This window comes from Amycolatopsis roodepoortensis, assembly GCF_024628825.1.
GTDB classification, from domain to species: domain Bacteria; phylum Actinomycetota; class Actinomycetes; order Mycobacteriales; family Pseudonocardiaceae; genus Amycolatopsis; species Amycolatopsis roodepoortensis.
Window position 1 is genome coordinate 2272292 of record NZ_CP102415.1, and the last position, 24792, is coordinate 2297083.

The window sequence follows — 24792 nt, forward strand, 5'->3', positions numbered from 1 at the left end:
ATGGGTGACCTGAGTCACTCCAGGTTATGGCTTCACCGCCCTGCGCGAAAGTCCGGAGAGTCCGGTTCGAGACCGAGCCTGGCCGCGAGCGCGTCGTACGCCTGGATGATCCCGGTGCCGTACGGGTCGTCGCCGAGCGCGCCGAGGGTGCCCCGCCCGAGCTCCCACTGGGCCTTCGCGGACTCGTGATCACCGAGTTTGCGGTAGTCCTCGGCGAGGTTGAGGTGCAGCGACGGGTAGAAGCCGCGCACGGCCAGCGTCGCGTGGTACTCCTTGGCGCGTTCGTCGGTGAGCGAATCGGCCGCCGCGAGGGCGCGCAGATCCCAGGCGAGTTCGTCGGCCGGGTCGTCGCAGACGTCGGCCATGTAGTGCGCGAGCGCGCATCGGTGCAGCGGGTCGCCGTCCTCGCCGATCCGTTCCCACAGCGCCGCGAACTTCTCGCGCGCTCCGGCGCGGTCACCGGAGATGTGCGCCTGGAGGCCGGCGTTGATCTCGGCCATCACCTCGTCGGTCATTTGACGTCCGAGGCCGGGGCCGCCCACGTGTTGCACGCTGACGTCGTCTTCCCGGAGTACCCGGCCTTCGCCCATTTCAGCTGGTTACGACGGCTGCCGTGGGTGTCGCTGTCGTCGGCGCGGCCGTAGTCGTCGAGGGCGGCGTCGGCGAGCGCCCTGCTGATCGACCCGCGCCCCGCGGCGGCGGCGAGGGCGAGCGCGCCGAAGCAGTTCGCCTGCAGTTCTATGCGGCGCACCAGTTCCTTGTCGGCCGGGCTGTCCTCGTTCGGCGACGACATCTTCTCCGCGGCGGCCGACAGGATCCCGCTGGACCGCTGGACGTGGTGCCCGTACTCGTGGGCCATCGTGGCGAGGTGACGGGACCGTTCGAGGCCGGCGTCGCCCAGCATCCACTGGGTCGGCGCGTAGATCGTGGTGTCGCCACCGCAGTAGTAGGCGACGGCCTCGTTCTCGCCCGGCGCCTTCCCGCAGGCGCTGGTCTCGGGCAGCGTCACCTGCACTGTCACCGTCAGCGCGGGCTCGTTCGCCTGGTCCAGTGCGGGTTTCCAGGCTTCGGCGAGACATGCCACGAACGTCTTGTAGTACGTCTCCAGTTTCGCGGGCTCGCGGCTGATCGCGGGCAGCCGGCAGGTGACCGCGCCCAGCGCGACCCCGTCCGCCAGCAGCGGGTTCGTCTCCAGTTCCCGCACCTCCTTGGGCGCGGGCTTCGCGTTCCCGGCCGGCGCCTTGGCCCCTTCCGAGGTGTACGCGCCGGGCACCGGGAGGGCCTGGCCGACGACCGTCCGCGGTCCACCCGCCATCGCCATCCCGGTGCCGGTCAGCGCGGCGACGATGAGCAGACCGACCACGGCGGCACCAGGGTTCCGGCGAGATGGCGAAGGCGCGAACGGTCTGGGTACCTCGTCGGTGCCGTCCATGCTGTCCCCCAAACGTGCGAGTCCACAGCATACGGAATGCCACACCTGGTGGCGCCGGGATACGGCACCCGGCGAGACTGTGGGTATGAGCGACGAGGACCCGTACCTGTGGCTGGAAGACGTGACCGGCGAGAAGGCGCTGGATTGGGTGCGAGCCCGCAACGCGGAGGCGCTGGCGGAACTGGCGGGTGGCGAGCGGTTCACCGGGATCCGTGACGAGGTCCGCGAGGTCCTCGACGCCGACGACCGCATCCCGTACATCCGGCGCCGCGGCGAATACCTGTACAACTTCTGGCAGGACTCCGCCAACCCCCGCGGTCTGTGGCGCCGCACCACCCTGGAGCAGTACCGGCTCGACACGCCGGAGTGGGAGCTCCTCCTCGATGTCGACGCGCTGGCCGAGGCCGAGGGCGAGAACTGGGTGTGGCAGGGCGCGGCCGTCCTCCGCCCGGGTTACGACCGCGCGCTGGTCGAACTGTCACGGGGCGGCGCCGACGCGACCGTCGTCCGCGAGTTCGACCTCGGCGAGCGCCGGTTCGTCGAAGACGGCTTCTTCGTACCCGAGGCCAAGACCAGGATCGGCTGGATCGACCGCGACCGCGTCTACGTCGGCACCGATTTCGGTCCGGGGACGCTGACCGATTCGGGCTATCCGAGGCTGGCGAAGGAATGGCGGCGCGGCACCCCGCTCGAAGAGGCGACGGTGGTCTTCGAGGGCAAGACGGACGACGTCTCCGTGTCCGCCCACCACGACCCGACCGAAGGCTGGGAGCGTGACTTCGTCTACCGGTCGATCGACTTCTACCGGACGGAAAGGTATGTCCGGACGGCCGCCGGGCTCGACCGTATCGAGGTCCCCGAAGACGCGCAGACGTCCTCGCACCGCGAGTGGCTGCTGATCCGGCTTCGCTCGGACTGGACCGTCGAAGGCACGACGTACCCTTCCGGCGCTCTGCTCGCCTGCGGATTCGACGCGTTCATGGCGGGCGAGCGCACTTTCACGACCCTGTTCACACCGGACGCGCACACGTCCCTGGAGTACTGGGTGTGGACGCACAACCACCTGCTGCTCTCGACCCTGTCCGACGTCCGGACCGAGCTGCGTGTGCTCACGCCGTCCGTGGGCTGGGCCTCCCAGCCGCTCGCCGGCGCCCCGGAACTGGGCACCGCGCAGATCACCGGCACCGACCCCGACGTCAGCGACGAGTACCTGCTCGACTCCAGCGGCTACACCCAGCCGTCGACGCTGAGCTACGGGCACGTCGGGGGCGACGTCGAGGTCCTCAAGCGCGCTCCCGCCTTCTTCGACAGCGAAGGAATGACGGTCTCGCAGTACTTCGCGACGTCCGAAGACGGCACGAAGATCCCGTACTTCGTCGTCCGCCCCTCCGGTGCCGAAGGCGGGCCGACGCTGCTGACCGGCTACGGCGGCTTCGAGGTCTCGCTGACTCCCGGCTACAGCGGCGTCATCGGCCGCGGCTGGCTCTCGCGCGGCGGCACGTACGTCGTCGCGAACATCCGCGGCGGCGGCGAGTACGGGCCGGACTGGCACACCTCGGTGACGAAAGCCAAGCGGTACAAGGTGTACGAGGACTTCTCGGCCGTCGCCGCCGACCTCGTCGAGCGCGGCATCAGCGAACCCGCGCGCCTCGGCATCCAGGGCGGCAGCAACGGCGGGCTGCTGATGGGTGTCATGCTGACGCGCTATCCGCACCTGTTCGGCGCGATCGTGAGCCAGGTGCCGCTGCTGGACATGAAGCGGTACCACAAGCTCCTCGCCGGCGCGTCGTGGATGGCCGAGTACGGCGACCCCGACGACCCGGCGGAATGGGACTTCATCGGGAAGTACTCGCCGTACCAGAACGTCCGCGGTGACGGCGAATACCCGCCGGTCCTGTTCGTCACGTCCACGCGGGACGACCGCGTGCATCCCGCGCATGCCCGCAAGATGGTCGCGCGGATGCTGGAGCAGGGACACGACGTGCGGTACCACGAGAACATCGAGGGCGGCCACGGCGCGGCGGCCGACAACGAGCAGCTGGCGCACAAATGGGCGCTGATGCTCGAATTCCTGTGGGAGAAGCTCGCCTGACCCACCGGGAAGGGGACTTTCCGGCGGGAAAGTCCCCTTCCCGGGGTCACTCCGCGACCTTCGCCAGCACGACCCCGCCGACGATCAGCGCCATCGCGGCGAACCGGCCGAAGCTGAGCGGATCCTTGTGGATCACGATGCCGAACACGATCGCGCCCACCGCGCCGATACCGGTGAAGACGGCGTACGCGGTACCGACCGGGAGCGAGTCCATCGCCTTCGAAAGCAGGTAGACCGCGGCGACGCCGAGCACGAAGCACAGCACGGTCGGCCAGAACCGGGTGAAGTTCTCCGTCGGCTTGATGCTCTGCGACCAGGCGACCTCGACGGCTCCCGCCAGGAGCAGGATTCCCCAGCCCATCAGACTTCCCTTCCGGCCTCTTCGGCGCCGAGGAGCGCCTGCTCCCGCGACGCGATCCGCTCGGGATCCCGCGGGCTCAGCCCCGGGTCGACCAGGGCGTTCGTCAGTTCGGAGTTCAGGAACGTGACGTCCCGGACGTCGTAGTGCCCGGCGAAGAAGTCGCGCAGGTAGCGCTCGTGGTGGTCGAACGGCTCGCGCGGCGTGCCGGGCAGGTAGGTACCGCCGCGCGCTCCCGCGACCACGAAAGCCTTGCCCGCCAAGGACATCTTCGGGAACGTGACCTGATCGATCCACAGCTTGAGCGTCGCGGGGATCGAGAAGTTGTACATCGGCGCGCCGATCAGCACGACGTCGGCGGCGAGCAGTTCGGCCAGCAGCGGCTCGATGACCGCCCAGGCCTCGCGCTGCTCCGGCGTCTTCACCACCGAGGCGTAGCCGGCCGGGTCGGTGATCCCGGCCTGGAGGAGGGCGTCGCAGATCTCGGTCCAGGCCTGGCCGATCGGCGGCACCGGATCGGTGGCCACGTCACGGTAGGTGTAGCCGGCGCCCGGGTTCGCGGCACGCCAGACCTCGGCGAACCGAGCACTCAGCTCGCGGGAGAACGATGCGCTGCGGGCACTGGAGTCGAGGTGGAGAAGGTGGCTCATCGTGGCCTCCCGGACCATGAAGTGGACACGGCGTCCACTTGCTTCGCCGGGTACAAGTGGACGCCGCGTCCGGATATTCCCTAGGCTGCGGACATGCCCGAAGATCTCCTCGCGACCGGCCAGGGACGGGAACGCTCGGACGCCGCCCGCAACCGAGCGAAGATCCTGAAGGCCGCCGAAGAGCTCTTCGCGGCGCGCCCGGCCGCGGACGTCACCATGGAGGACATCGCCAAAGCCGCCGGGGTCGGCCGGGCGACGCTGTACCGCCGCTACCCGGACCGCTCGGCGATCGCCGTCGCCCTGTTGGACGAGCACGAGCGGGAACTACAGGAGCGACTGCTGACCGGCCCTCCCCCAGTGGGACCCGGCGCGCCGCCCGCCGAACGGCTGGCCGCGTTCTACGCGGCGATGATCGGACTGCTCGCCCGGCACGCGCATCTCGTCCTCGGCACCGAGGTCGGGCATTCGCGCTTCACCAGCGGGCCGTACCGGCTGTGGCGCACCCATGTCCGCCATCTCGCCGAGCAGGCGGAAGCGAAGGATCCGGACGCGCTCGCCGACATCCTGCTGGCGCCGCTCGCCGCGGACGTCTTTCTCCACCAAACAGGCGAACTCGGCCTGAGCGCCGAACGGATCACCGACACCCTGGCCGAGCTCGCCCGGCGAACGCTCTCCTGATCAGCCGGCGAGACCGTCGACGACCAGCTTCATCACGGCCTGCCAGTGCTCACGCTGCGCGGCGCGCTCCTCCGGGCCGGTGAGCCGTTCCTGATGGAAGACCACGACCGTCTTGCCCGGCCCGGCCGGACGGAGCCCCACCTGGACCGTGCTCTCGTGATCCCAGTCCTTCGGACGCCAGGTGAGGCGGATCTTCTCCTGCTCGCGGTAGCCGCGGACCTCGCCGACGGTGCCGTCGGCCGTCTCGTACGGCGCGCCCTTCTCCGGCTCCAGCCGCACGTCACCCAGCCAGGCCGCCAGGCCCGGACCCGAGAGGTACTCCCACACCTGCTCCAGCGGATACGCCACCGTCTTGGACACGCCGATCTCCCAGCCCGCGTCCTTCGTCTTGCCGATCATCACGCCTCCGCCGTAACCGTCTTACCTGGTTTCTGAAACCGACTATAGTGGTTACATGACTCCGGGAACAAGACTGCTCGTCAATGCCCAGGGTGAGCGGTACCGGTTCGATCCGGGCAGCCTCAGCCTCGAACTGATGCTGACCGGCGGCCCCGGCCCGTACGAGCGCTACGAAATCGCGCATACGCCGTCCGACCTCGCCGAGTGGTTCACCGGCTCCCGGCTGGCGCTGACCGCTCCCCTGACCGACGTCCGGATCCGGCCCGCCGAACTCGCGGCGCTCAAGGAACTCCGGGGCGCCCTCTACCGCGTCGTACCCGCCCTCGCCCGCGGCGAAACGCCGTCGGAGGACGACCTCTCCCTGCTGAACAGCGGGACCGCGGAGACCCCGAGGCCGCTCGTCGACCCGGGGACACGGCGGCTCGCCTGGGCGCCGCCCGTCACCGGGAAACAACTCCTCGGCGCCGTCGCCCGCGACGCCATCGGCCTCGTCGCGGGCGAGCGGTCGGGCCGTGTCCGCGAATGCTCCGCCGACGACTGCCACCTGCTGTTCTTCGACACCTCCCGCTCGGGCAACCGCCGCTGGTGCTCGATGGAGCGCTGCGGCAACCGCGCCAAGATCCGGGCGTACCGCGCGCGGACCGAGACCGCCTGATCGCTACGATTCCCGGCGATGCAAGGTGAGGCGAAACTGGAACAGCGCGTCGTGGAGACGGCGGAAAAGCTGTTGTCCAAACGGAAATCGGTGACCGCGCTCGACGTCCTGAACGGAATCGGCTGGCTGCCGGAGAGCATGCTCAAAAGCTGGCAGCAGGGCCGGATCCCCGACCTGTCCACCGCCTTGCCGGTGAGCGCGGAGAAACTGGAGTTCGCCCTCGGCGCGCTTCACCGATGGACGCGGGAAAAGGCCCTCGAAAGCTCGGAGATCGAACATGTCGGCGCGACCCGCGACCGGGCGGCCCTCCGGGTGACTTCGGGCGGACTGGCCGGTCTCGAACCGCTGTTCCGGACGCAGTGGCTCATGCCGGGACTGTCCGAAGCAAAACGTGCGCAAGTGCTCGCCCGGCAACAAAAAGCACCGGACCTCGTCGTCTCCGTGGCATTGAAGGACTGGACGTGCGCCGACTGCGGCGGCACCGGCGACCTGCTGTTCATGGAGAACGAAAAGCCGCACTGCCTCGACTGCGCCGACCTCGGTCACCTGGTCTTCCTGCCCGCCGGCGACACCGCCCTGACCCGCCGGGCGAAGAAGGCGAGCCGCCTCTCCGCCGTGGTCGTCCGCTTCAACCGGTCACGGAAGCGCAGTGAGCGGCAAGGACTCCTGGTCGAGGAAGCGGCGCTGCGCGACGCCGAGGAACAATGCCTCGCCGACGAGGACGTCCGGGAACGGCGCCGCGGCCGGGATCGCGAACGCCGCGCCCACGAGGACGTCGAGTTCACCGCCCGGTTCCACGCCGCGATCACGGAGATGTTCCCCGGCTGTCCACCGGAGCGGGCACGCGCGATCGCCGAACATGCCGGCCAGCGAGGCAGTGGCCGGGTGGGCCGGTCGGCCGCCGGGCGGGAACTGGCCGAGCGAGCGGTGTTCCTCGCCGTCGTCGCCTCGATCCGGCATCTGGACACCGAGTACGACGACCTCCTCATGGCGGGTGTGGAGCGGCAGTCCGCCCGCGACCGCATCCGCCCCGCCATCGACACGGTGCTCGACCGCTGGCGTTCCTGACCGCTGTCACAGTCCGGGCGCGGGCCTCGTCCAGGGAGCATGTTCACCGCATACCTCATCGTGGCCATCGCGACGATCGCCATCAACGCCGGGATCGCCGCCGCCGATTTCGCGCGTGTCCCGTTCGTCCTCAAGAACTCCGCCGAGGTCAACGTCCCGCAATCGTGGATCCCGCCGCTGGCCTCATTGAAGGCCGCCGGCGCGGCCGGGCTGCTGCTCGGCCTGCTCGGGGTGCCGTACATCGGGACCGCGGCGGCCGCCGGGCTCGTACTGTTCTACCTCGGTGCCGTCATCACTCACGTGCGGGCGCGCGTCCTCTACAACATCGCCTTCCCCGGCGGATTCCTCGCGCTGGCGGTGGCGACCTTCGTGCTCGATCTCGCTCAGGCCAGGTAGGGACCGAAGTGCTCGGCGACGACGTCCGCGACCGCCTCGGCGTCTCGTGAGCCGTCGATCTCCAGCACCCGGATGCCGAGATCCTTCGCGGTACGGACGGCGTCGTCGGCGACGAGCCGGTCCCGCTCGATCCTGTTGCGCTGCGCGCGTTCGGGGTCGCTGACCCGGTGCGCCACCGAGCCGGCCCGGGGCAGCACGCGGAGCTGGTGCTCACGGAAATCGCCGGTGGGGACCAGCACGATCATCCGCCGTGGTGAATCCAGGAGAGGCGCGACCAATTCCGGGCGCAGCCCCCAGCCTTCGGCGAGGATCGGGCGCCCGGAGACCAGCGCGCGCAGATCGTCCAGCGCCCATTCGAACCGCAGCGGGAAACCGGCGATCGTTTCGGCGGCCATCCGTTCGGGAGTGGTGTCCACCCAGACGGTCTCCGGGTCGGGATCCGCGGCGGGCAGTCCATTACGGACGCGGTGAGCGATGCGGCGATCTTGGTGAGCGCGGGCATCGTGGAAGTCGTAGTGGTAGACGGTGATGCCGTGACGGCGCGCCAGCAACCTGGACACGGTGGACTTTCCCGCCCACTGGCCGCCGCAGATCCAGAGCGCCTGCCTGAGCGTGCCGAACGGGTCGGGGATGGTCACGCAATCGCCTCCAGTGTCAGGAAAGGGTCGTTCAGGACACATATCGTCCTGAACGACCCTTTCCTGACATTCGCTGTGCGCTAGCTGCAGCCGGAAGTGGCGCCGCACCCTTCGCAGGCGTAGCACGAACCGGCCGGCCGCATCTTGGTGCCGCAGGTCATGCAGAGCGGCGCGTCGGAGGCGGTGCCGAGGTTCAGTTCGACCAGTTCCGCCGTCGAATGCGCCACCTTGGCGGGCTCCGCGGAGGAAGAGTCCACAGTGGACCTAAGGGCGTCGAGGTCGACGTTCTCCGGTTCGGCGGCGGGCGCCGTGCCGTAGTTCGCCTCGACCTGCGCCGAACGCTCGTCGGCGGTGAAGATGCCGAGCTGCGAACGCTTTTCGTAGGGCAGGTAGTCCAGCGCCAGCCTGCGGAACAGGTAGTCCATGACGCTGGTGGCAATGCGGATGTCGGGGTCGTCGGTCATGCCGGCGGGCTCGAAGCGCAGGTTCGAGAACTTCGAAACGTAGAACTCCAGCGGGATCCCGTGCTGCAGGCCGACGGAGATCGACATCGAGAACGCGTCCATCACGCCCGAAAGGGTCGATCCCTGCTTGCCGAGCTTCACGAAGATCTCGCCGAGGCCGTCGTCCGGGTACGAACCGGCGTGCAGGTAGCCCTCGGCACCACCGACGGTGAACGACACCGTCTGGCTCGGGCGCTTCTTCGGCAGGCGCTTGCGGACCGGCCGGTACTCGACGACCTTTTCGGCCTCGGGCTCGGCCTTCTCCTTCTTGCCGGTGGACAGCGGCTGGCCGACCTTGCAGTTGTCGCGGTAGATCGCGAGCGCCTTGAGGCCGTACTTCCAGCCCTGGAAGTAGATCTCCTCGACCTCTTCGACGGTCGCCGACTCCGGCATGTTGACCGTCTTGGAGATCGCGCCGGAAAGGAACGGCTGCACCGCGGCCATCATCCGGACGTGGCCCATCGGCGCGATGGACCGCTCCCCCACCGCGCAGTCGAACACCTCGTAGTGCTCCTGGCGCAGGCCGGGAGCGTCGACGACGTGGCCGTGCTGGGCGATGTACTCGACGATCGCCTCGATCTGCTCGCCCTGGTAGCCGAGCGCGGCCAAGGCGCGCGGGACGGTCTGGTTGACGATCTGCATCGAACCGCCGCCGACCAGCTTCTTGAACTTGACGAGCGAGAAGTCCGGCTCGATACCGGTCGTGTCGCAGTCCATCATGAAGCCGATGGTGCCGGTGGGAGCGAGCACCGACGCCTGTGCGTTGCGCCAGCCGCTGGTCTCGCCCAGTTCGATGCCGCGCTTCCATTCCTGGGTGGCGAGCGCGCGGACCGCGGCGTCGTTGGAGTGATAGGTCCGCACCAGTTCGTTGGCGGCGGCGTGCTTGCGCATGACCCGCTGGTGCGCCTCGGCGTTGCGCGCGTAGCCCTCGTACGGCCCAACGACGGCGGCGAGTTCGGCGGAACGCCGGTACGAAACGCCGGTCATCAGCGAGGTGATCGCGGCGGCGAGCGCGCGGCCGCCGTCCGAGTCGTACGCGTGCCCGAGCGCCATCAGCAAGGCGCCGAGGTTCGCGTAGCCGATGCCCAGCTGGCGGAACTTACGGGTGGTGTCGCCGATCGCCTCGGTGGGGAAGTCGGCGAAGCAGATCGAGATGTCCATCGCGGTGATGACCAGCTCGACGGCCTTCGCGAACAGCGGCGCGTCGAAACCGCCGTCCTCGGTGGCGAACTTGAGCAGGTTCAGCGAGGCGAGGTTGCAGCTGGAGTTGTCCAGGTGCATGTACTCCGAGCACGGGTTGGACGCGGTGATCCGGCCCGATTCGGGGCAGGTGTGCCAATCGTTGATCGTGTCGTCGTACTGCAGGCCGGGATCGGCGCATTCCCAGGCGGCCTGCGCGATGGTGCGGAACAGCTTCTTGGCGTCGACCCGGTCGATGACCTCGCCGGTCGTGCGGGACCGCAGGCCGAAGTCGCCCTCGGTCTCGACGGCCTGCATGAACTCGTCGGAGACGCGGACCGAGTTGTTCGCGTTCTGGTACTGGACGGAGGCGATGTCGGAGCCGGAGAGGTCCATGTCGAACCCGGCGTCGCGGAGGACCTTGATCTTCTCCTCTTCGCGGGCCTTGGTCTGCACGAACTCCTCGACGTCCGGGTGGTCGACGTCGAGCACGACCATCTTCGCCGCGCGCCGCGTGGCGCCACCGGACTTGATGGTGCCCGCGGAGGCGTCTGCGCCGCGCATGAAGGAGACCGGACCGGACGCGGTGCCGCCGGAGGACAGCAGCTCACGCGAGGAACGGATCCTGGAGAGGTTCAGGCCGGCACCGGAGCCGCCCTTGAAGATCAGGCCCTCTTCGCGGTACCAGTTGAGGATCGACTCCATGGTGTCGTCGACCGAAAGGATGAAGCACGCCGAGACCTGCTGCTTCGACGACGTGCCGACGTTGAACCACACCGGCGAGTTGAAGCTGAACACCTGGTGCAGCAGCATCCAGGTCAGCTCGTGTTCGAAGACCTCGGCGTCGGCGGGGCTCGCGAAGTAGCCGTGTTCGCGGCCGGCGTTCACGTAGGCGTGGACGACACGGTCGATCAGCTGCTTGAGGCTCTGCTCGCGCTGCGGTGTCCCGACGGCGCCGCGGAAGTACTTGCTGGTGACGATGTTCGTCGCGTTGACCGACCAGAAGCCGGGGAACTCGACACCGCGCTGCTCGAAGTTGACCGTCCCATCGCGCCAGTTCGTCATCACGACGTCCCGGTTCTCCCAGGTGACCTGGTCGTACGGGTGGACGCCCTCGGTGGTGAAGACACGCCGCACGGTCAGCCCGCCGGCCTGCTTCTTCTTCCCGCTCGTCCGCGTTGTCGCCGGGTTGCCTGTTCCCACGGTCTCGGTCATGGGTCTTTCCCTCACTCCCACGCGGGAGGCGGCATCAGCCGTCTTTCGCGTCTTGATCGCTCTCGTCCGGTGTGGCAGCCATGGCCTCACGAAGGTCCGAGATCTCCTTCTCGAAGTCCTCGACCGAGGAGAAGGAGCGGTAGACACTGGCGAACCGGAGATAGGCGACGCCGTCGAGTTCGCGCAGGGGGCCCAGGATCGCCAGGCCGACCTCGTGACTCGGGATCTCCGCCAGCCCCGCCGACCGGATCGACTCCTCGACCCGCTGCGCGAGCTGCTGCAGCGCGTCGTCGTCGACCGGCCTGCCCTGACAGGCGCGGCGCACCCCCCGGACCACCTTGTCCCGGCTGAACTGCTCGGTGACCCCGGATCGTTTGACGACGGCGAGCACCATCGTCTCCGAAGTGGTGAAGCGCCGGCCGCAAGCGGCGCACGAGCGCCTCCGCCGGATCGCCTGACCCTCATCCACCTCTCGGGAGTCGACGACCCGAGAGTCCGCATGCCGGCAGAACGGGCACCTCATCCGCCGATCACCTTCCCCTCCGCGCCGGCCGGTCCCGAATGGACGCCCGTTCCGCCGCCACGCAACGGCGAAAGATCGACATGTGGATCGATCTGTGGACATCCGGTGGGTGAACACCGGCCAGCTGTGGACAACTGGTACCGAGTCTACCCCAAGCTATGGACCAACTACAGCCATGTAACTACTACATATAGCGGTGGAGACTAGGGCGAGGTCCGGGCGCGCGCAAGCGCGACGACCGGGTCCGTCAGACACGAACGAGGAGCTCACCCACGAGGGGTGAGAACGGCACGAGGATCACCTCCCGCCTTCCGCCACCTCGGCCGCGACCGGCACCGTGAGCGGCAATCCGGGGACGAGAACGGCGTCTTCCAGGGAGTTGAGCTCCTTGATCTTGGCGACGACCGCGCCAGTGTCACTTCCTGGCGCGAAACGCGCCGCCAGCTCCGTCAGGGTGTCCCCCGTGGAAACGGACACCGTCGTGGTCCGTTCGGGCACCGCGGCGCCGGGAACACCGGCCAAGAACAGACCCAATCCGGTGACGACTCCGGCGACGAGAAGGGCCATCGCGGCGAGCGACGGCCACCTGAGCGGGAGCCGCCGCGGCGCCGGGCACGCCGGGGAGGCGGTGGCGACACCGAGACGGCGGCCCGCCACGACCCGCGCCCTGGTCGGCGGGCGCAAGGGCTCGGCACGCCCGCCACGCACCACCCGCACGGGCCGGGTCACCCCTGCCGGAACGGACCTGGGGGAACTGGGCCGCACCAGTCCTCGATCGGCCAGAATCGACATCGGAACCTCCTCGCAACTCCTGCTGCGCTCGCGCCGGGCCGGGACCCGGCGATCAAGATCGAACAGGCGTTCTATCGAACGCTCGTGCGAATGTGTACCACCTCCCACCGACAAAAATCGAGCGACACGGCGTGTCCATCGAACAGATGTTTGAAATCGTCGTCCCGGCGGGCTAACGTCGTTGACCAGGGCGTCTGCTGCGCGGACGCCGCCGGTGCCGTGGGCGGGAAGATCGTCCGCCACCGGCGAAGACACGCGAAGTCGGTCCGGGCGACCGGACGTACTGGGAGGCGACGCAGAGATGAAGGAGCGATACGGTGGCTAAGGAGAGCAAGGCGGGGAACGCGCCTAGGGGCTCGGGTAAGGTGCGCGCCTTGCCCGAGGTCTACGAGGTGGACGAGACCCTGACCGTGCGGCAGCAGCAGGTGCTCGACGTGATCAAACTGTGGGTGAGCCGGTTCGGCTACCCGCCGAGTGTGCGTGAGATCGGCGAGGCGGTCGGGCTGACCTCCACTTCGTCGGTGTCGCACCAGTTGCAGGCCCTGCAGCGCAAGGGTTATCTGCGACGCGACCCCAACCGCCCGCGTGCGGTGGGAGTGCTCGCCACGACGGACGACAACCCGATGGGCATCGACGTCGAGCAGCCCCAGTCCGCCGCGAAGGCCGCGTACGTGCCGCTCGTCGGCCGGATCGCCGCCGGTGGGCCGGTGCTGGCGGAGCAGGCGATCGAAGACGTCTTCCCGCTGCCGCGGGAGATCGTCGGCGAGGGTGAGCTCTTCCTGCTGAGCGTCACCGGTGACTCGATGGTCGACGCCGCCATCACCGATGGCGACTGGGTCGTCGTGCGCCAGCAGCCCACGGCGGATCCGGGCGAGATCGTCGCGGCGATGATCGACGGCGAGGCGACGGTCAAGACGTTCAAGCGCAAGGACGGCCACATCTGGCTGATGCCGCACAACGAGGCGTACGACCCCATCCCGGGTGACGACGCCACGATCCTCGGCAAGGTCGTCGCCGTTCTTCGCAGGCTGTAGTCCGGAGCCGGAGCACGCCGGGATCCCGGGTCATCCGACCCGGGTCAGACTCGGCAGCTTCGGCAGGCCACCCGGTCAGGCGCGCCGCTTGCGCAGCCTGCCGACCAGCAGAAGGCCGCCGATCACGACGACCGCGGCGATCCCGACCTGCACGTACGGGAAGCCGGACCCCTGGCCAGAGCCACCGGCCGCGGAGGTCCCGCCCGACGTGCTGCCCTCGGATTTCGCCGCTTCCACGGCGAGCGCGGCCGCGCCCTTCACCGCACGGATCTGCTCCCCGACGCCCTCCCCGCCGGACAGCAGCGTCCCGTCCGGATCGAAGGCGATCGCCTCGCCCTGCTTCTCGTTCGGCAAGGGCACGCGCACGGGTTCGCGCTGCAGCGCGCTCTTGAGGTCTCCGTCGGTGACGGCGTAGAGGTAGGCGTCGGTGTAGGTACGCAACGCGACCACCGAGCCGTCGGCCATCGAGGCCGCGCCGGTCACCGTCATCGACCCGATCGACCCGACGGGTCCGCCCGGCGTCGAGGTCTCCTTGATCTGCAACGACCCCACGCTCTCCAGCGGGGTCGGGCCGGGGCTGGCGAGCGGTCCCGTCGGCCGGTACACCTTCGCGTCGCCGAAGACGTCCTTGGTGATCAGGTACGGCGTGCCGGAGCGGTCCATGATCAGCGCTTCGACGTCGTGCTGCCCGTCGGGGTAGGTGAGCCGGTGCAGCGTGGCCTTGCCCTGGGGGGTCAGCGAGATCAGCGCGACCGTGTCCCGCTTCTTGCGGTTGTCGCCGGTGTCGGAAAGCCAGAAGGTGCCGTCGGCGGTGCGGGCGAGGTCTTCGGGGTCGTAAGGGTCCGTCGCGGCCGAGATGACCTTCTGGACCTTGCAGTCGCGGCCGAGGACGAAGACCTGCGTCTTGGTGCCGCCGTCGTTGAGGGCGTACAGGTGGTCGCCGTCGGAGACCAGCCCGGACAGTTCACCGAGCCGGGATTCGCTGTTCTTGCACACCGGCTGCGGCGCCGGGGCCTCCTGCGCCATGGCGGGAGCCGTCCCGCCGATGAACGCCACCAGCACGACCGCGGCCGCGACAATCCCCCGCACATCCACCTCCGAACCGTGGAACCCCTGAAGCCCCACACTACGGAGACGTCCGGGGCGGCGCGCAGTTCGGTGCGGATGCCGAGATGGGGCGGAATGTCGCGAAGGCCACTTTCAGCGCCGAGCAGGCACTAGGTACGTGAAGGCCCCCTTCACTGCGTCCAACGCAATGAAGGGGGCCTTCACGTACTTGCTTACAGAGCCGAGTTCGTCTGGAAGTCGCTCAGCGCCGCGGCCAGTTCGGGCCTGCCGCGGACGACCAGGCGCGTACCGGTCTCGACGTGCTCTTCCTCCAGCACCTCGCCATCGGCGTGGGCACGGGAGACGAGTTCGCCTCGCGAGTACGGGATCAGCACCTCGACCACGACCTCCGGCCTCGGCAGCCGCTCCGCGATCACCTCGGCCAGCTCCGTGATCCCGGTGCCGGTCCGCGCCGACACCTGCACCGAACCGGCCAGCTGGTGCCGCAACCGGGCCAGTGACACCTCGTCGGCGGCGTCGGCCTTGTTGATCACCAGCAGCTCCGGCGGGAGCGGCTCGGAACGGCGCTTCGTGATCTCGGCGAGCACTTCACGCACCGCGTTGACCTGCTCTTCCGGCGTCGGGTCGGAACCGTCGACGACGTGCACGAGCAGGTCGGCGCTCGCCGCCTCCTCCAGCGTCGAGCGGAACGCGTCCACCAGCTGGTGCGGCAGGTGCCGGACGAAACCGACGGTGTCGGTCAGCGTGTAGGTGCGGCCGTCGGGGGTCTGCGCCCGCCGGGTCGTCGGGTCCAGCGTGGCGAACAGCGCGTCCTCCACCAGCACCCCGGCGCCGGTCAGCGCGTTGAGCAGGCTCGACTTGCCGGCGTTGGTGTAGCCGACGATCGCGACGCTCGGCACCTCGTTGGCCACCCGTCGACCGCGTTTGGTCTCGCGGATGGTGTCCATCGCGGCGATCTCGCGGCGCAGTTTCGACACGCGCTTGTTGATCCGCCGCCGGTCGGTTTCGAGCTTCGTCTCACCAGGACCACGCAGACCCACACCACCGTTGGCGCCACCCGCGCGGCCACCGGCCTGCCGGGACAGCGCCGCACCCCACCCGCGGAGCCGCGGGATCAGGTACTGCAGCTGGGCCAGCTCGACCTGCGCCTTGCCCTCCTTGGAGCGGGCGTGCTGCGCGAAGATGTCGAGGATCAGGGCGGTGCGGTCGATGACCTTCACCTTGACCTTCTCCTCCAGCTGACGCAGCTGGCCGGGCGAGAGCTCCCCGTCGCAGATCACCGTGTCGGCGCCGGTGGCCGCCACGATCTGGCGCAGTTCCTTGACCTTGCCCGAGCCGATGTAGGTGGCGGGATCCGGGCGGATCCGCCGCTGCACCAGGCCTTCCAGCACCTCGGAGCCGGCCGTTTCGGCCAGCCGGGCGAGTTCGGCGAGCGAGGCTTCGGACTGGAGGGCACTGCCCTCGGTCCACACACCGACCAGAACGACGCGCTCCAGGCGCAGCTGCCGGTATTCGACCTCGGTGACATCCGCGAGTTCGGTGGACAGGCCCGCTACCCGGCGGAGCGAGGCGCGGTCCTCGAGCTCCAGTTCGCCGGTCGATGGGTCCATGTCGTTCAGATCGTTGTGTGTCAGTTCCGTCATCGTGCCTCCATGGTCCCACGTTTCGGCGGCGGGACCGAATTCATTACCTGCTGGGATACTTCGACAGGTAGATGGCCGTGCGTTTCGCGTCCGGGTCGGCAGGCCGGGCGATGAAGTCGTCTACGAGCTCCATCAGCCGTGTTTCGAACTCGGCGATCTGCTCGTCCGGTACCTGGACGACCAGGCGCGTCTGCTGCACCTCGTCGAATCCCACGTCGGCGATCTCGGCCAGGTAGGCCTCGAAGATCGCCTGATCGATCCCCTTGTCGCGGGAATCAAGATGCCAGGACAACCCGGTCGAGCGATACGGAATTTCTTTCGCGCCGCGCGTGCCGCGTCTCGGCGGGAGCGCTTCGAGGAACCCGGTGTCGACGAGCTTGCGCACGTGGTGCAGCGTCGTCGCGGGGTCGCGATCGAGCCGTTCGGCGAGTTCCTTGTTGGTCAGCGCCTCCGAGTAGGTCAACCGGATGATGCGCAGCCTTATTCCGGAGGCCATGGCGGCGATCTCGGCCTTGGTGGCGGCGCGTCGTGGAGTGGGCACCGGGACAGCCTAGAGCGAAAAGTGATTGACACTTTCCAATCACTCACGACAGGGTGGCGGAGTGCGCAAGGACTCACTCTTCTTCCACGCCGACTTCCGGCGGCTCTGGGCCGGTGACACGGCCAGTCAGCTGGGTGCTTTCGCGGGCCACACCGTGATCCCCCTGCTCGCGGCCACCGTGCTGGCCGCGACGCCGTTCGAGATGGGGCTGCTGACCGCCGCCGAGACGATCGCGTTCCTGATCATCGGGTTGCCGGCCGGGGTGTGGGTGGACCGCATGCGGCGGCGGGCGCTGATGCTGCGGGCCGACTTCGTCCGCGCCGCGCTGTTGCTCACCATTCCGATCGCCTGGTGGGCAGGCGTGCTGTCGCTGACGCAGTTGATCGTGGTCGCCACGCTCGTCGGGGTCGCGACGGTGTTCTTCGACGTCGCCTACCAGTCGTATCTGCCGTCGCTGGTCGGCCGGGAACACCTGCTCGAAGGCAACGCGAAACTCCAGGCCAGCCAGTCGGTCGCGTTCCTGACCGGGCCGGGGGTCGGCGGCGGGCTCGTGCAGCTGGCGGGCGCGGCCAACGCCGTGCTGATGACCGGCGTGGGTTTCCTGACCTCCGCGCTGTGCCTGCTGCGGATCCGCACCGTCGAAGAGGTTCCCGAGCAGCAGGAAGACGCGAAGCTGCTCCCCCAGATCGTCGAAGGACTGCGGTTCGTCTTCACCGACAGCGCGCTGCGAGCGATCGTCGCCTGCACCGCGACGGCCAATCTGGCCAACGGCGCCTTCACCGCCGTGCAGATCCTGTTCCTGAACCGGGAACTAGGCCTGTCACCGGCGGTCGTCGGCGTCGTGCTGGCGACCGGTGGCGTGGGCGGGATCATCGGGGCGATCCTGGCCGGGCGCATCACCCGGCGGATCGGGCAGGCCCGCTCGATCTGGTTCGTCCCGCTGCTCACCTGGCCGTTCCAGCTGCTGCTTCCGCTCGCCGCGCCGGGCTGGCGGATCGTGCTGTTCCCCGCGGCGCTGGCGATCGCGGGGTTCGGGATCATCGTCTACAACGTCGCGCAGGTGTCCTACCGGCAGGCCGTCTGCCCGGACCGGCTGCTCGGCCGCATGAACGCCAGCGTGCGCTTCGTGGTGTGGGGCATGCTGCCGCTGGGCGGGCTGGTCGGCGGCGTGCTGGGTGAGGCGATCGGGATCCGGGGAACGCTGTGGTTCGCCGCGGCCGGAGAGGCGGTCGCGATGCTGTGGGTGGTCTTCTCGCCGATCCGGAAGCTTCGCGACCTTCCCAGGGAGCCGATCGCGGTCGGCTAACCGAGCCCGGCCCACCAGGTTCCGTCGAGTTCGCCGCGCGCGACGATCTCCGCCGGTCCGGTCAGCGTGGACCCACCGCGGTGGACCTCGACCACCACGCGACCGCCGGGGATGTCGACGGTCGCCTCACCGGTGTCGGTTCCGGCGAGGTGCAGCGCGGCGGCGACCGCGGCGACCGTGCCGGTGCCGCAGGACCGCGTCTCGCCGACGCCGCGTTCGTGGACGCGCATCTTCAGCGCGTCGTCGCCCAGCAGGTTGATGAACTCGAGGTTCACGCCTTCCGGGAACACGTCGGAGTCGAAGTCGGGCTGGTCGCGCAGATCCAGCACGTCGACGTCGTCCTCGACGACCGACACCAGGTGCGGATTGCCGACGTTCACCGCGACACCGGAGAACGGCTGCCCCGCGACCACGGTGACCGAGGTACCGGTGATCGTCGCCGGCCCCATCTGCACGGTCACCGATCCGTCCGCGTGCATCTGGACCGGCCGGTCGCCGGCGCGGGTGCCGATGACGAAGTCGCGCTCGGACACGAGGCCGGAATCGACCAGATGACGGACGAAGACCCGGACACCGTTGCCGCACATCTCCGCGATGGACCCGTCGGCGTTGCGGTAGTCCATGAACCATTCGCCGCCGGACTCGACACCCAGTGCGGCCGACCGCACGATCCGGAGCACACCGTCGGCGCCGAGACCACGCTGACGGTCGCACAGCGCCGCCACCCGCGCTTCGGTCAGCTCGAGGCGGCCGTCGGGGTCGGGAAGCAGCACGAAATCGTTCTGTGTGCCGTGTCCCTTAAGGAATTCGATGCCGCCCATGGCCCCAAGATTACTGGGCCGTCGCTTCGAGGACGCGCTCGGCCAGCCGCTCCGAACCGCCGTCGAACCACTGGATCCGCTTGTCCCGCCGGAACCAGGAACGTTGCCTCCGCACGAACCTCCGGGTGGCCTGCGCGGTGGCCTCGGACGCGGCCTGGAAATCGCCGTCGCCGTCGATGGCGGCGATCACCTGCTGGTAGCCCAGCGCCCTCGATGCGGTGAGCCCGTCGCGAAGCCCCTGGCCCAGCAACGTCCGGACCTCGTCGACGAGTCCTCCTTCGAACATGAGCTCCACGCGACGATCGACGCGGGCGTCGAGCTCGGCAGGCTCGCGGTCGATGCCGATCAGGACCGTGTCGTAGCGCGCGGGCCCCGGTTTCGGCAGGTTCGCCGAGAACGGTTCGCCGGTGATCTCGATGACCTCCAGCGCGCGCACGATCCGGCGGCTGTTGGTCGGCAGGATGGCGGTGGCGGCCACGGGGTCGAGTTCCGTGAGCCGGGCGTGCATCGCGGCGACGCCGATTTCGTCGGCCTCGGCGGTCAGCCGGGCGCGCACCTCCGGATCGGTGCCCGGGAACTTGAGGTCGTCGAGCACGGCTTGGACGTAGAGACCCGACCCGCCGGTGAGGATCGGCACGCGTCCGGCGTCGAGGAGTTCTTCGATGCGCTGACGCGCGTCGCGCTGGTACGCGGCGACGGACGCCGTCTCGGTGACGTCGAGGACGTCCAGCAGGTGATGCGGCACGCCCCGCCGCTCTTCGAGGGTCGCCTTGGCCGTCCCGATGTCCATCCCGCGGTACAGCTGCAACGCGTCCGCGTTGACCACCTCACCCCCGAGGGTGAGGGCCAGCTCGACCGCCAGCGCGGTCTTCCCGGTCGCCGTGGGCCCGACGACCGCGACCGGCCGGATCACGCGTGGTCCCAGACCGCGACGTGGTAGCCGACGCCGAACGGCGCGGCGGAGTAGAGGACCTCGGCGGTCCAGTCCCCGTCCGCCGCGAGCCCGGCGAGAACCTGCCAGGGCGCGCGGCCGCCCGCCCCGAGTTCGGCCGCCAGGGCCGGGTCGAGCGCGGACAGCGCCCCCGTGTCGGCCTTGGCCAGCGCGTCCCGGATCCCGGCGTCGAAATCCCCCGCGCGCTCGTCCTCGCCGCCGGGGGAACGCGGGCCGTGCCGGCTCGAACCGTCGCCGAGGAAGAGCACCGCGGCGTGCTCCCCCAGCCTGCGGGCGAACTGTTCGCACTGGTCGGAGGGGGCGGCGGGGTCGACGAGGTGGACTCGGGCGGACGACGCGCCGCAATGCTCACGAAGCCAGCCGGCGACGAGCGCGGGCAACGGCAGCTCGGTCTCGGGTGCCGTCACCCGGCTGAGTGAGACTCCGAGGTCGACGCCGAAACCTCGGAAAGACCCGCTCGCGTGCTCCGGCACCTCGGGCGCCCCCGCGGCCGCGCCGACGACGACCCAATCCGGCGAAACGGCCGTCAGGCGCCTCGCGGCGGTGAGGCAGGCTTCGCGCAGCTCGGCGCACTCGTCCGCGGCTCCGGCGGCGAGTTCGGGGATGAGCAGCGGGGGTTGCGGGAGCACGGCGACACGGCGGATCACGGCCGCCGACGTTACCTTCCCCGCCAACGAGGGCCCGCAACCGACCGACACAGGGGGTCCACCGGAAGTAGGATCACTGCCCTCTGGTGGTTCATCCGGTTCCACGGTGGACGCTGAGCTGCTTGAATGCCGCAAGGGGTTGAAGCCCCCGAAGCAAGACGGCAACGCATTACCCGGCCCCGCCGCTAGGCGGGGCGCCCGCGCCAGCGGGCGTACAGGCGATAAGGAGCCTGCGATGGCCCAGGAGAACACGTCCACCGGTACCCCGGCACCGCACCCGGTACCGCACGCGCTCGGTGGCGGGCACCCCGCACCCCCCGTGCCGCCCGCCGAGCCCAGCCCGTCCGCTTGGGGCAGGGTCGACGAAGAAGGAACGGTCTACGTCACCACACCCGACGGCGAGCGCGCGGTCGGTGTCTGGCAGGCCGGGAGCCCGGACGAGGGCCTGCTCCATTACGCGCGCCGCTTCGACGACCTGCGCACCGAGGTCGAGCTGCTGGAGACGCGGCTGGAGTCCGGCGCGGGCGATCCGAAGCACGCCCTGGCGACGGCCACGCAGCTGCGTGACGGCCTGGCCGAAGCCGCCGTCGTCGGCGACATCGCCGCGCTGAGCGGCCGCATCGAGCAGGTCATCTCCCACGCCGAGAAGGCACTGGCCGCGGCCAAGCAGGAGCGCGAGGAGGCCCGCGCGGCCGCCGTCGTCCGCAAGCAGGCCCTCGCCGACGAGGCCGAGAAGCTCGCCGCCGAGTCGACCCAGTGGAAGGCCGCCGGCGACCGGCTGCGCGCCATCCTGGACGAGTGGAAGACCGTCAAGGGGGTCGACCGCAAGACCGACGACGAGCTGTGGAAGCGGTTCTCCAAGGCCCGTGAGGCGTTCAACCGGCGTCGTGGCTCGCATTTCGCCGAGCTCGACAAGCAGCGCGCGGGCGCCAAGCACCGCAAGGAAGAGCTGATCGCCGAGGCCGAAGCGCTGTCGGAGTCGTCGGACTGGGGCGAGACGGCGGGCCGCTACAAGGACCTGATGACCGAGTGGAAGGCCGCCGGCCGCGCCCCCAAGGACAGCGACGAGGCGCTCTGGCAGCGGTTCCGCGCGGCGCAGGACAAGTTCTTCGCCCGGCGGTCCGCGGTGTTCTCCGAGCGGGACGCCGAATTCGCGACCAACGCGCAGCAGAAGGAAGAGCTGCTCGTCGAGGCCGAGAAGATCGACCCGGCGGCCAACCTCGACGCGGCGAAGCAGCACATGCGGCGCATCCAGGACCAGTGGGACGAGATCGGCAAGGTCCCGCGCGAGCGCATCCGCGAACTGGACGGGCGGCTGAAGGCCGTGCAGGACGCGATCAAGGCGGCCGAGGACAGCAAGTGGCGCCGGACCGACCCGGAGGCGCAGGCCAGGGCGGCGCAGTTCCGCGAGCGGGTCGAGCAGTTCGAGTCGCAGGCGGCGAAGGCGCGTGCGGCGGGCGACGAGCGGCGCGCGAAGAAGGCGGACGAGCAGGCCGCGCAGTGGCGTGAGTGGCTCGAGGCGGCGGAAGCGGCCATCGCGGACCGGTAGGTCTCAAAGCGCGTGAAGGCCCCCTTCCCTCGGCTGAGCCGAGGGAAGGGGGCCTTCACGCGCTTGGCGAGAGGGGGCGGCGTGTTGCGAAAGCCACTTTCACAACGTTGAAGGTTGCGAAAGCGGCTTTCGCAACACTGGGCGGGTCACTCCACTGTGGAGGGACGCGTCGCACGTTCGCGCGTATTCGAGCGCTCTCCGCGCTCAACCGTGGTCGACTTCGATCATGAACCAGACACTGATTCCCCCAGTACGCCGGGCGTTCGCCGCCCTGGCGATCAGTTGTGCTCTGGTGGCCGGGCTCGCCCCGGCCGCGGCGGCGACCGGTTCCCCGGCACCGCTCCCGGCCTCCTCCGAAGCCGGTAAGAAGAAGGTCAAGCTCGACGCCTCGCTCAGCAAGAAGCAGGTCAAGGTCAACGAGAAGGTCACCCTCAAGGGGACTCTGCAGGCACAGGAAGGCGCCGACGGCACGGACAGCCTCGAAGCGATCATCGTGCAGCAGCTTCAGGGCAGTGTCTGGGTGAACATCGCCGACACGACCTGCCGGCCCAACTCGACGTTCTCCCTGAAGCTGAGCTTCTCCTTCAGCGCGGTGGTCACGCTGAGGGCCTACCACCCGGAAACGACGCTCTACGCGAGCGCGTACACGTCCAGCAACCTCACCCTGCGGGTCGGCTAGCTTCGCGAGAACGCGGCCCGCATCCAGTAGATGGCCAGCGCGACGGTGGCGATCCAGGCGACGATCAGCCCGAAGCCCGGACCGCCACCGACCGCGCCGGTCGCGTTCGAGGACTGCTGGGACCAGATCGCGAGCATTCCGTCGACGGAGGCGAACCAGCCGCCCGCGGCGCAGACCCAGGCCAGCCACCAGCGCCGGGTCACCAGCGTGACGGCGGAGACGAACACCCCGACCCCGGTGGAGGTCGCGGCGAACAACTGCGGGATCCCGCCGCCCTTGCCGAGCAGCACCTCCCAGCCGGCGTGCTCGCCGACCCAGGGCAGCAGCTGGGCGACCAGCAGCACGAACACCAGCACGGCGATGGTGAACCCGCGCCTGCCCAGTTCGATCGTCTTGGCCGCACGTTCGCCGACCTCGTCGATCTCGGCGGCGAGTTCGTCGATCTTCGGTTCGGTCACAGTGCACACCCGCTCACCGGTTCCGGCGTGACGGCCGGGGCACCGAAGCCCGGCAGGCCCAGCGTCACGCCGTTGGTCTTCGGCCGCAGCCCGGCCTCGGAGTTGTCGCCCGCCTTGGTGCGGCGGTGCGACAGCAGGTCGCCGTCGGCGACGAGATGGTGCGGCGCGCCGTAGGTCACCACGGTCTCGACGACGTCGCCGGGCCGTACCGAACGGTCCACGAGCGGTCCGGTCGGCGTGAAGTGGACGAGCCTGCCGTCCCGGGCGCGGCCGCTCATGCGCTGGGTCTCGGTGTCCTTGCGGCCCTCACCGGAAGCCACCAGCAGCTCGACGCGCCGTCCGACGATCTTCTTGTTCTCTTCCCAGGAGATGTCGTTCTGCAGCTTCACGAGCCGTTCGTAGCGCTCCTGCACGACCTCCTTCGGCAGCTGCCCGTCCATCTCGGCGGCCGGCGTGCCCGGCCGGATCGAGTACTGGAAGGTGAACGCGCTGGAGAACCGCGCCTGCGCGACGACGTCGAGCGTCGCCTGGAAATCTTCCTCGGTCTCGCCGGGGAAGCCGACGATGATGTCGGTCGTGATCGCGGCGTCGGGCATCGACTCGCGCACGCGGTCGAGGATCTTGAGGTAGCGCGCGGAACGGTAGGACCGCTTCATCTCGCGCAGCACCTTGTCCGAACCGGACTGCAGCGGCATGTGCAGCTGGTGGCACACGTTCGGCGTCTCGGCCATCGCGTCGATGACGTCCTCGGTGAACGCAGCCGGATGCGGCGAGGTGAACCGGACGCGTTCCAGCCCGTCCACCGAACCGCAGGCGCGCAGCAGCTTCCCGAACGCGAGCCGGTCGCCGAATTCGACGCCGTAGGAGTTCACGTTCTGGCCCAGGAGGGTCACTTCCAGTACGCCTTCGGCGACGAGCGCCTCGACCTCGGCGAGGATCTCGCCGGGGCGGCGGTCGCGTTCCTTCCCGCGCAGCGCCGGGACGATGCAGAAGGTGCAGGTGTTGTTGCAGCCGACCGAGATCGACACCCAGCCCGCGTACGCCGAATCGCGCTTCGCCGGGAGCGTCGAAGGGAAGGTCTCGAGCGATTCGAGGATCTCGACCTCGGCCTCGGCGTTGTGCCGCGCGCGCTCCAGCAGCGTCGGCAGCGAACCGATGTTGTGCGTGCCGAAGACGACGTCGACCCAGGGCGCGCGCTTGACGATCTCGCCGCGGTCCTTCTGGGCGAGGCAGCCGCCGACGGCGATCTGCATGTCCGGCTTCGCCGTCTTCTGCGGGCGCAGATGGCCGAGGGTGCCGTACAGCTTGTTGTCCGCGTTCTCCCGCACCGCGCAGGTGTTGAACACGATCAGGTCGGGTGTGGCCTCGCCGTCACCCGGAACGTAGCCGGCGTCCTCGAGCTGCCCGGCAAGACGTTCGGAGTCATGCACGTTCATCTGGCAGCCGAAGGTGCGGATCTGGTAAGTGCGCGCGCTCATCTCGCCTTCGAGGGTACGCGGGCGGGGTTCCATGGCAC

The 24792-nt window shown here is 69.4% G+C and carries 26 protein-coding genes; 9 read left to right on the forward strand and 17 right to left on the reverse strand.

The annotated features are described in order from the left end of the window. Positions 1 to 32: 32 nt before the first annotated feature. Positions 33 to 515, reverse strand: coding sequence for a hypothetical protein (locus NQK81_RS10470; protein WP_257488025.1), 483 nt, complete (start codon positions 513 to 515; stop codon positions 33 to 35). Further along, positions 512 to 1432: a neutral zinc metallopeptidase gene (locus NQK81_RS10475; protein WP_257488026.1), complete on the reverse strand. Its 921-nt coding sequence runs from the start codon at positions 1430 to 1432 to the stop codon at positions 512 to 514. Before NQK81_RS10475 ends, NQK81_RS10470 begins: the two co-directional genes overlap by 4 nt. A gap of 85 nt (positions 1433 to 1517) precedes the next feature. Between NQK81_RS10475 and NQK81_RS10480 the strand changes: the two genes are divergently transcribed. Beyond that, the gene (locus NQK81_RS10480) at positions 1518 to 3524 is read left to right on the forward strand and encodes a prolyl oligopeptidase family serine peptidase (RefSeq protein WP_257488027.1); all 2007 of its coding nucleotides are present in this window, start codon (positions 1518 to 1520) and stop codon (positions 3522 to 3524) included. A gap of 46 nt (positions 3525 to 3570) precedes the next feature. Here NQK81_RS10480 and NQK81_RS10485 read toward each other — a convergent pair whose 3' ends face one another. Next, the gene (locus tag NQK81_RS10485; RefSeq protein ID WP_126734905.1) at positions 3571 to 3885 is read right to left on the reverse strand and encodes a DMT family transporter; all 315 of its coding nucleotides are present in this window, start codon (positions 3883 to 3885) and stop codon (positions 3571 to 3573) included. Further along, on the reverse strand, positions 3885 to 4532 hold the full coding sequence (locus NQK81_RS10490; protein ID WP_257488028.1) for an FMN-dependent NADH-azoreductase: 648 nt from the start codon (positions 4530 to 4532) through the stop codon (positions 3885 to 3887). Before NQK81_RS10490 ends, NQK81_RS10485 begins: the two co-directional genes overlap by 1 nt. 93 nt (positions 4533 to 4625) lie before the next feature. Here NQK81_RS10490 and NQK81_RS10495 point away from each other — a divergent pair, with 93 nt between their 5' ends. Then, positions 4626 to 5210 (forward strand): TetR/AcrR family transcriptional regulator, encoded by a 585-nt coding sequence (locus tag NQK81_RS10495; RefSeq protein WP_257488029.1) that lies wholly within the window; start codon positions 4626 to 4628, stop codon positions 5208 to 5210. Here the strand turns inward: NQK81_RS10495 and NQK81_RS10500 are convergent, their stop codons facing one another. Continuing rightward, positions 5211 to 5609, reverse strand: coding sequence for an SRPBCC family protein (locus tag NQK81_RS10500; protein WP_257488030.1), 399 nt, complete (start codon positions 5607 to 5609; stop codon positions 5211 to 5213). 55 nt (positions 5610 to 5664) lie between these two features. Between NQK81_RS10500 and NQK81_RS10505 the strand changes: the two genes are divergently transcribed. Genes NQK81_RS10505 through NQK81_RS10515 form a run of 3 tightly spaced genes read left to right on the forward strand, consistent with a single transcriptional unit; the run spans position 5665 to position 7728 of the window. Further along, positions 5665 to 6264, forward strand: a complete 600-nt coding sequence (locus tag NQK81_RS10505; protein ID WP_257488031.1) for a CGNR zinc finger domain-containing protein — start codon at positions 5665 to 5667, stop codon at positions 6262 to 6264. A gap of 18 nt (positions 6265 to 6282) precedes the next feature. Continuing rightward, positions 6283 to 7332 (forward strand): DUF2293 domain-containing protein, encoded by a 1050-nt coding sequence (locus tag NQK81_RS10510; protein ID WP_257488032.1) that lies wholly within the window; start codon positions 6283 to 6285, stop codon positions 7330 to 7332. A gap of 39 nt (positions 7333 to 7371) precedes the next feature. Continuing rightward, entirely contained in the window at positions 7372 to 7728 is a 357-nt protein-coding gene (locus tag NQK81_RS10515; protein ID WP_257488033.1) for a DoxX family protein, read from the forward strand. Here NQK81_RS10515 and NQK81_RS10520 read toward each other — a convergent pair. From NQK81_RS10520 to NQK81_RS10535, 4 genes are all read right to left on the reverse strand, one after another. Next, positions 7716 to 8366, reverse strand: coding sequence for a hypothetical protein (locus tag NQK81_RS10520; RefSeq protein WP_257488034.1), 651 nt, complete (start codon positions 8364 to 8366; stop codon positions 7716 to 7718). The genes NQK81_RS10515 and NQK81_RS10520 overlap by 13 nt on opposite strands. A gap of 80 nt (positions 8367 to 8446) precedes the next feature. Continuing rightward, the gene (locus tag NQK81_RS10525; protein WP_257488035.1) at positions 8447 to 11263 is read right to left on the reverse strand and encodes a vitamin B12-dependent ribonucleotide reductase; all 2817 of its coding nucleotides are present in this window, start codon (positions 11261 to 11263) and stop codon (positions 8447 to 8449) included. Positions 11264 to 11297: 34 nt separating this feature from the next. Next, entirely contained in the window at positions 11298 to 11786 is a 489-nt protein-coding gene (nrdR, locus tag NQK81_RS10530; protein ID WP_034311932.1) for a transcriptional regulator NrdR, read from the reverse strand. Between the two features lie 297 nt (positions 11787 to 12083). After that, the gene (locus tag NQK81_RS10535; protein ID WP_257488036.1) at positions 12084 to 12578 is read right to left on the reverse strand and encodes a LysM peptidoglycan-binding domain-containing protein; all 495 of its coding nucleotides are present in this window, start codon (positions 12576 to 12578) and stop codon (positions 12084 to 12086) included. Positions 12579 to 12895: 317 nt separating this feature from the next. Here NQK81_RS10535 and lexA point away from each other — a divergent pair, with 317 nt between their 5' ends. Beyond that, positions 12896 to 13612 carry a transcriptional repressor LexA gene (gene lexA / locus NQK81_RS10540; protein ID WP_126734914.1) on the forward strand — a complete coding sequence of 239 codons (717 nt, stop codon included), beginning with the start codon at positions 12896 to 12898 and terminating at the stop codon, positions 13610 to 13612. Positions 13613 to 13687: 75 nt separating this feature from the next. Here the strand turns inward: lexA and NQK81_RS10545 are convergent, their stop codons facing one another. From NQK81_RS10545 to NQK81_RS10555, 3 genes are all read right to left on the reverse strand, one after another. Further along, positions 13688 to 14701: an SdiA-regulated/phytase-like domain-containing protein gene (locus NQK81_RS10545; protein WP_257488037.1), complete on the reverse strand. Its 1014-nt coding sequence runs from the start codon at positions 14699 to 14701 to the stop codon at positions 13688 to 13690. A gap of 191 nt (positions 14702 to 14892) precedes the next feature. Beyond that, a complete protein-coding gene (gene hflX, locus NQK81_RS10550) occupies positions 14893 to 16323 on the reverse strand; it encodes a GTPase HflX (RefSeq protein WP_126734917.1) in 1431 nt (476 codons plus the stop codon). Between the two features lie 43 nt (positions 16324 to 16366). After that, entirely contained in the window at positions 16367 to 16864 is a 498-nt protein-coding gene (locus tag NQK81_RS10555; protein ID WP_257488038.1) for an ArsR/SmtB family transcription factor, read from the reverse strand. A gap of 61 nt (positions 16865 to 16925) precedes the next feature. Between NQK81_RS10555 and NQK81_RS10560 the strand changes: the two genes are divergently transcribed. Continuing rightward, on the forward strand, positions 16926 to 18170 hold the full coding sequence (locus tag NQK81_RS10560; protein ID WP_257488039.1) for an MFS transporter: 1245 nt from the start codon (positions 16926 to 16928) through the stop codon (positions 18168 to 18170). Here the strand turns inward: NQK81_RS10560 and dapF are convergent. From dapF to NQK81_RS10575, 3 genes are read right to left on the reverse strand one after another with little or no spacing between them, the layout of a single operon-like run. Beyond that, positions 18167 to 18991, reverse strand: a complete 825-nt coding sequence (gene dapF, locus NQK81_RS10565) for a diaminopimelate epimerase (RefSeq protein WP_257488040.1) — start codon at positions 18989 to 18991, stop codon at positions 18167 to 18169. The genes NQK81_RS10560 and dapF overlap by 4 nt on opposite strands. Before the next feature lie 10 nt (positions 18992 to 19001). Further along, a complete protein-coding gene (miaA, locus tag NQK81_RS10570) occupies positions 19002 to 19904 on the reverse strand; it encodes a tRNA (adenosine(37)-N6)-dimethylallyltransferase MiaA (protein WP_257488041.1) in 903 nt (300 codons plus the stop codon). After that, on the reverse strand, positions 19901 to 20590 hold the full coding sequence (locus tag NQK81_RS10575) for a class III extradiol dioxygenase subunit B-like domain-containing protein (protein ID WP_257488042.1): 690 nt from the start codon (positions 20588 to 20590) through the stop codon (positions 19901 to 19903). The genes miaA and NQK81_RS10575 overlap by 4 nt, the downstream gene beginning before the upstream one ends. Before the next feature lie 235 nt (positions 20591 to 20825). Here NQK81_RS10575 and NQK81_RS10580 point away from each other — a divergent pair, with 235 nt between their 5' ends. Further along, entirely contained in the window at positions 20826 to 22139 is a 1314-nt protein-coding gene (locus NQK81_RS10580; protein ID WP_192745564.1) for a DUF349 domain-containing protein, read from the forward strand. A 226-nt stretch (positions 22140 to 22365) separates the two neighbouring features. Next, on the forward strand, positions 22366 to 22818 hold the full coding sequence (locus NQK81_RS10585; RefSeq protein ID WP_192745565.1) for a hypothetical protein: 453 nt from the start codon (positions 22366 to 22368) through the stop codon (positions 22816 to 22818). On the opposite strand, the gene NQK81_RS10590 is transcribed toward NQK81_RS10585, so the two are convergent. Together NQK81_RS10590 and miaB are read right to left on the reverse strand one after the other, a co-directional pair. Further along, on the reverse strand, positions 22815 to 23276 hold the full coding sequence (locus NQK81_RS10590) for an Rv2732c family membrane protein (RefSeq protein WP_126734924.1): 462 nt from the start codon (positions 23274 to 23276) through the stop codon (positions 22815 to 22817). The two genes, NQK81_RS10585 and NQK81_RS10590, sit on opposite strands and share 4 nt — an antisense overlap. Then, the gene (gene miaB, locus NQK81_RS10595) at positions 23273 to 24787 is read right to left on the reverse strand and encodes a tRNA (N6-isopentenyl adenosine(37)-C2)-methylthiotransferase MiaB (protein ID WP_257489734.1); all 1515 of its coding nucleotides are present in this window, start codon (positions 24785 to 24787) and stop codon (positions 23273 to 23275) included. Before miaB ends, NQK81_RS10590 begins: the two co-directional genes overlap by 4 nt. Positions 24788 to 24792 lie beyond the last annotated feature (5 nt).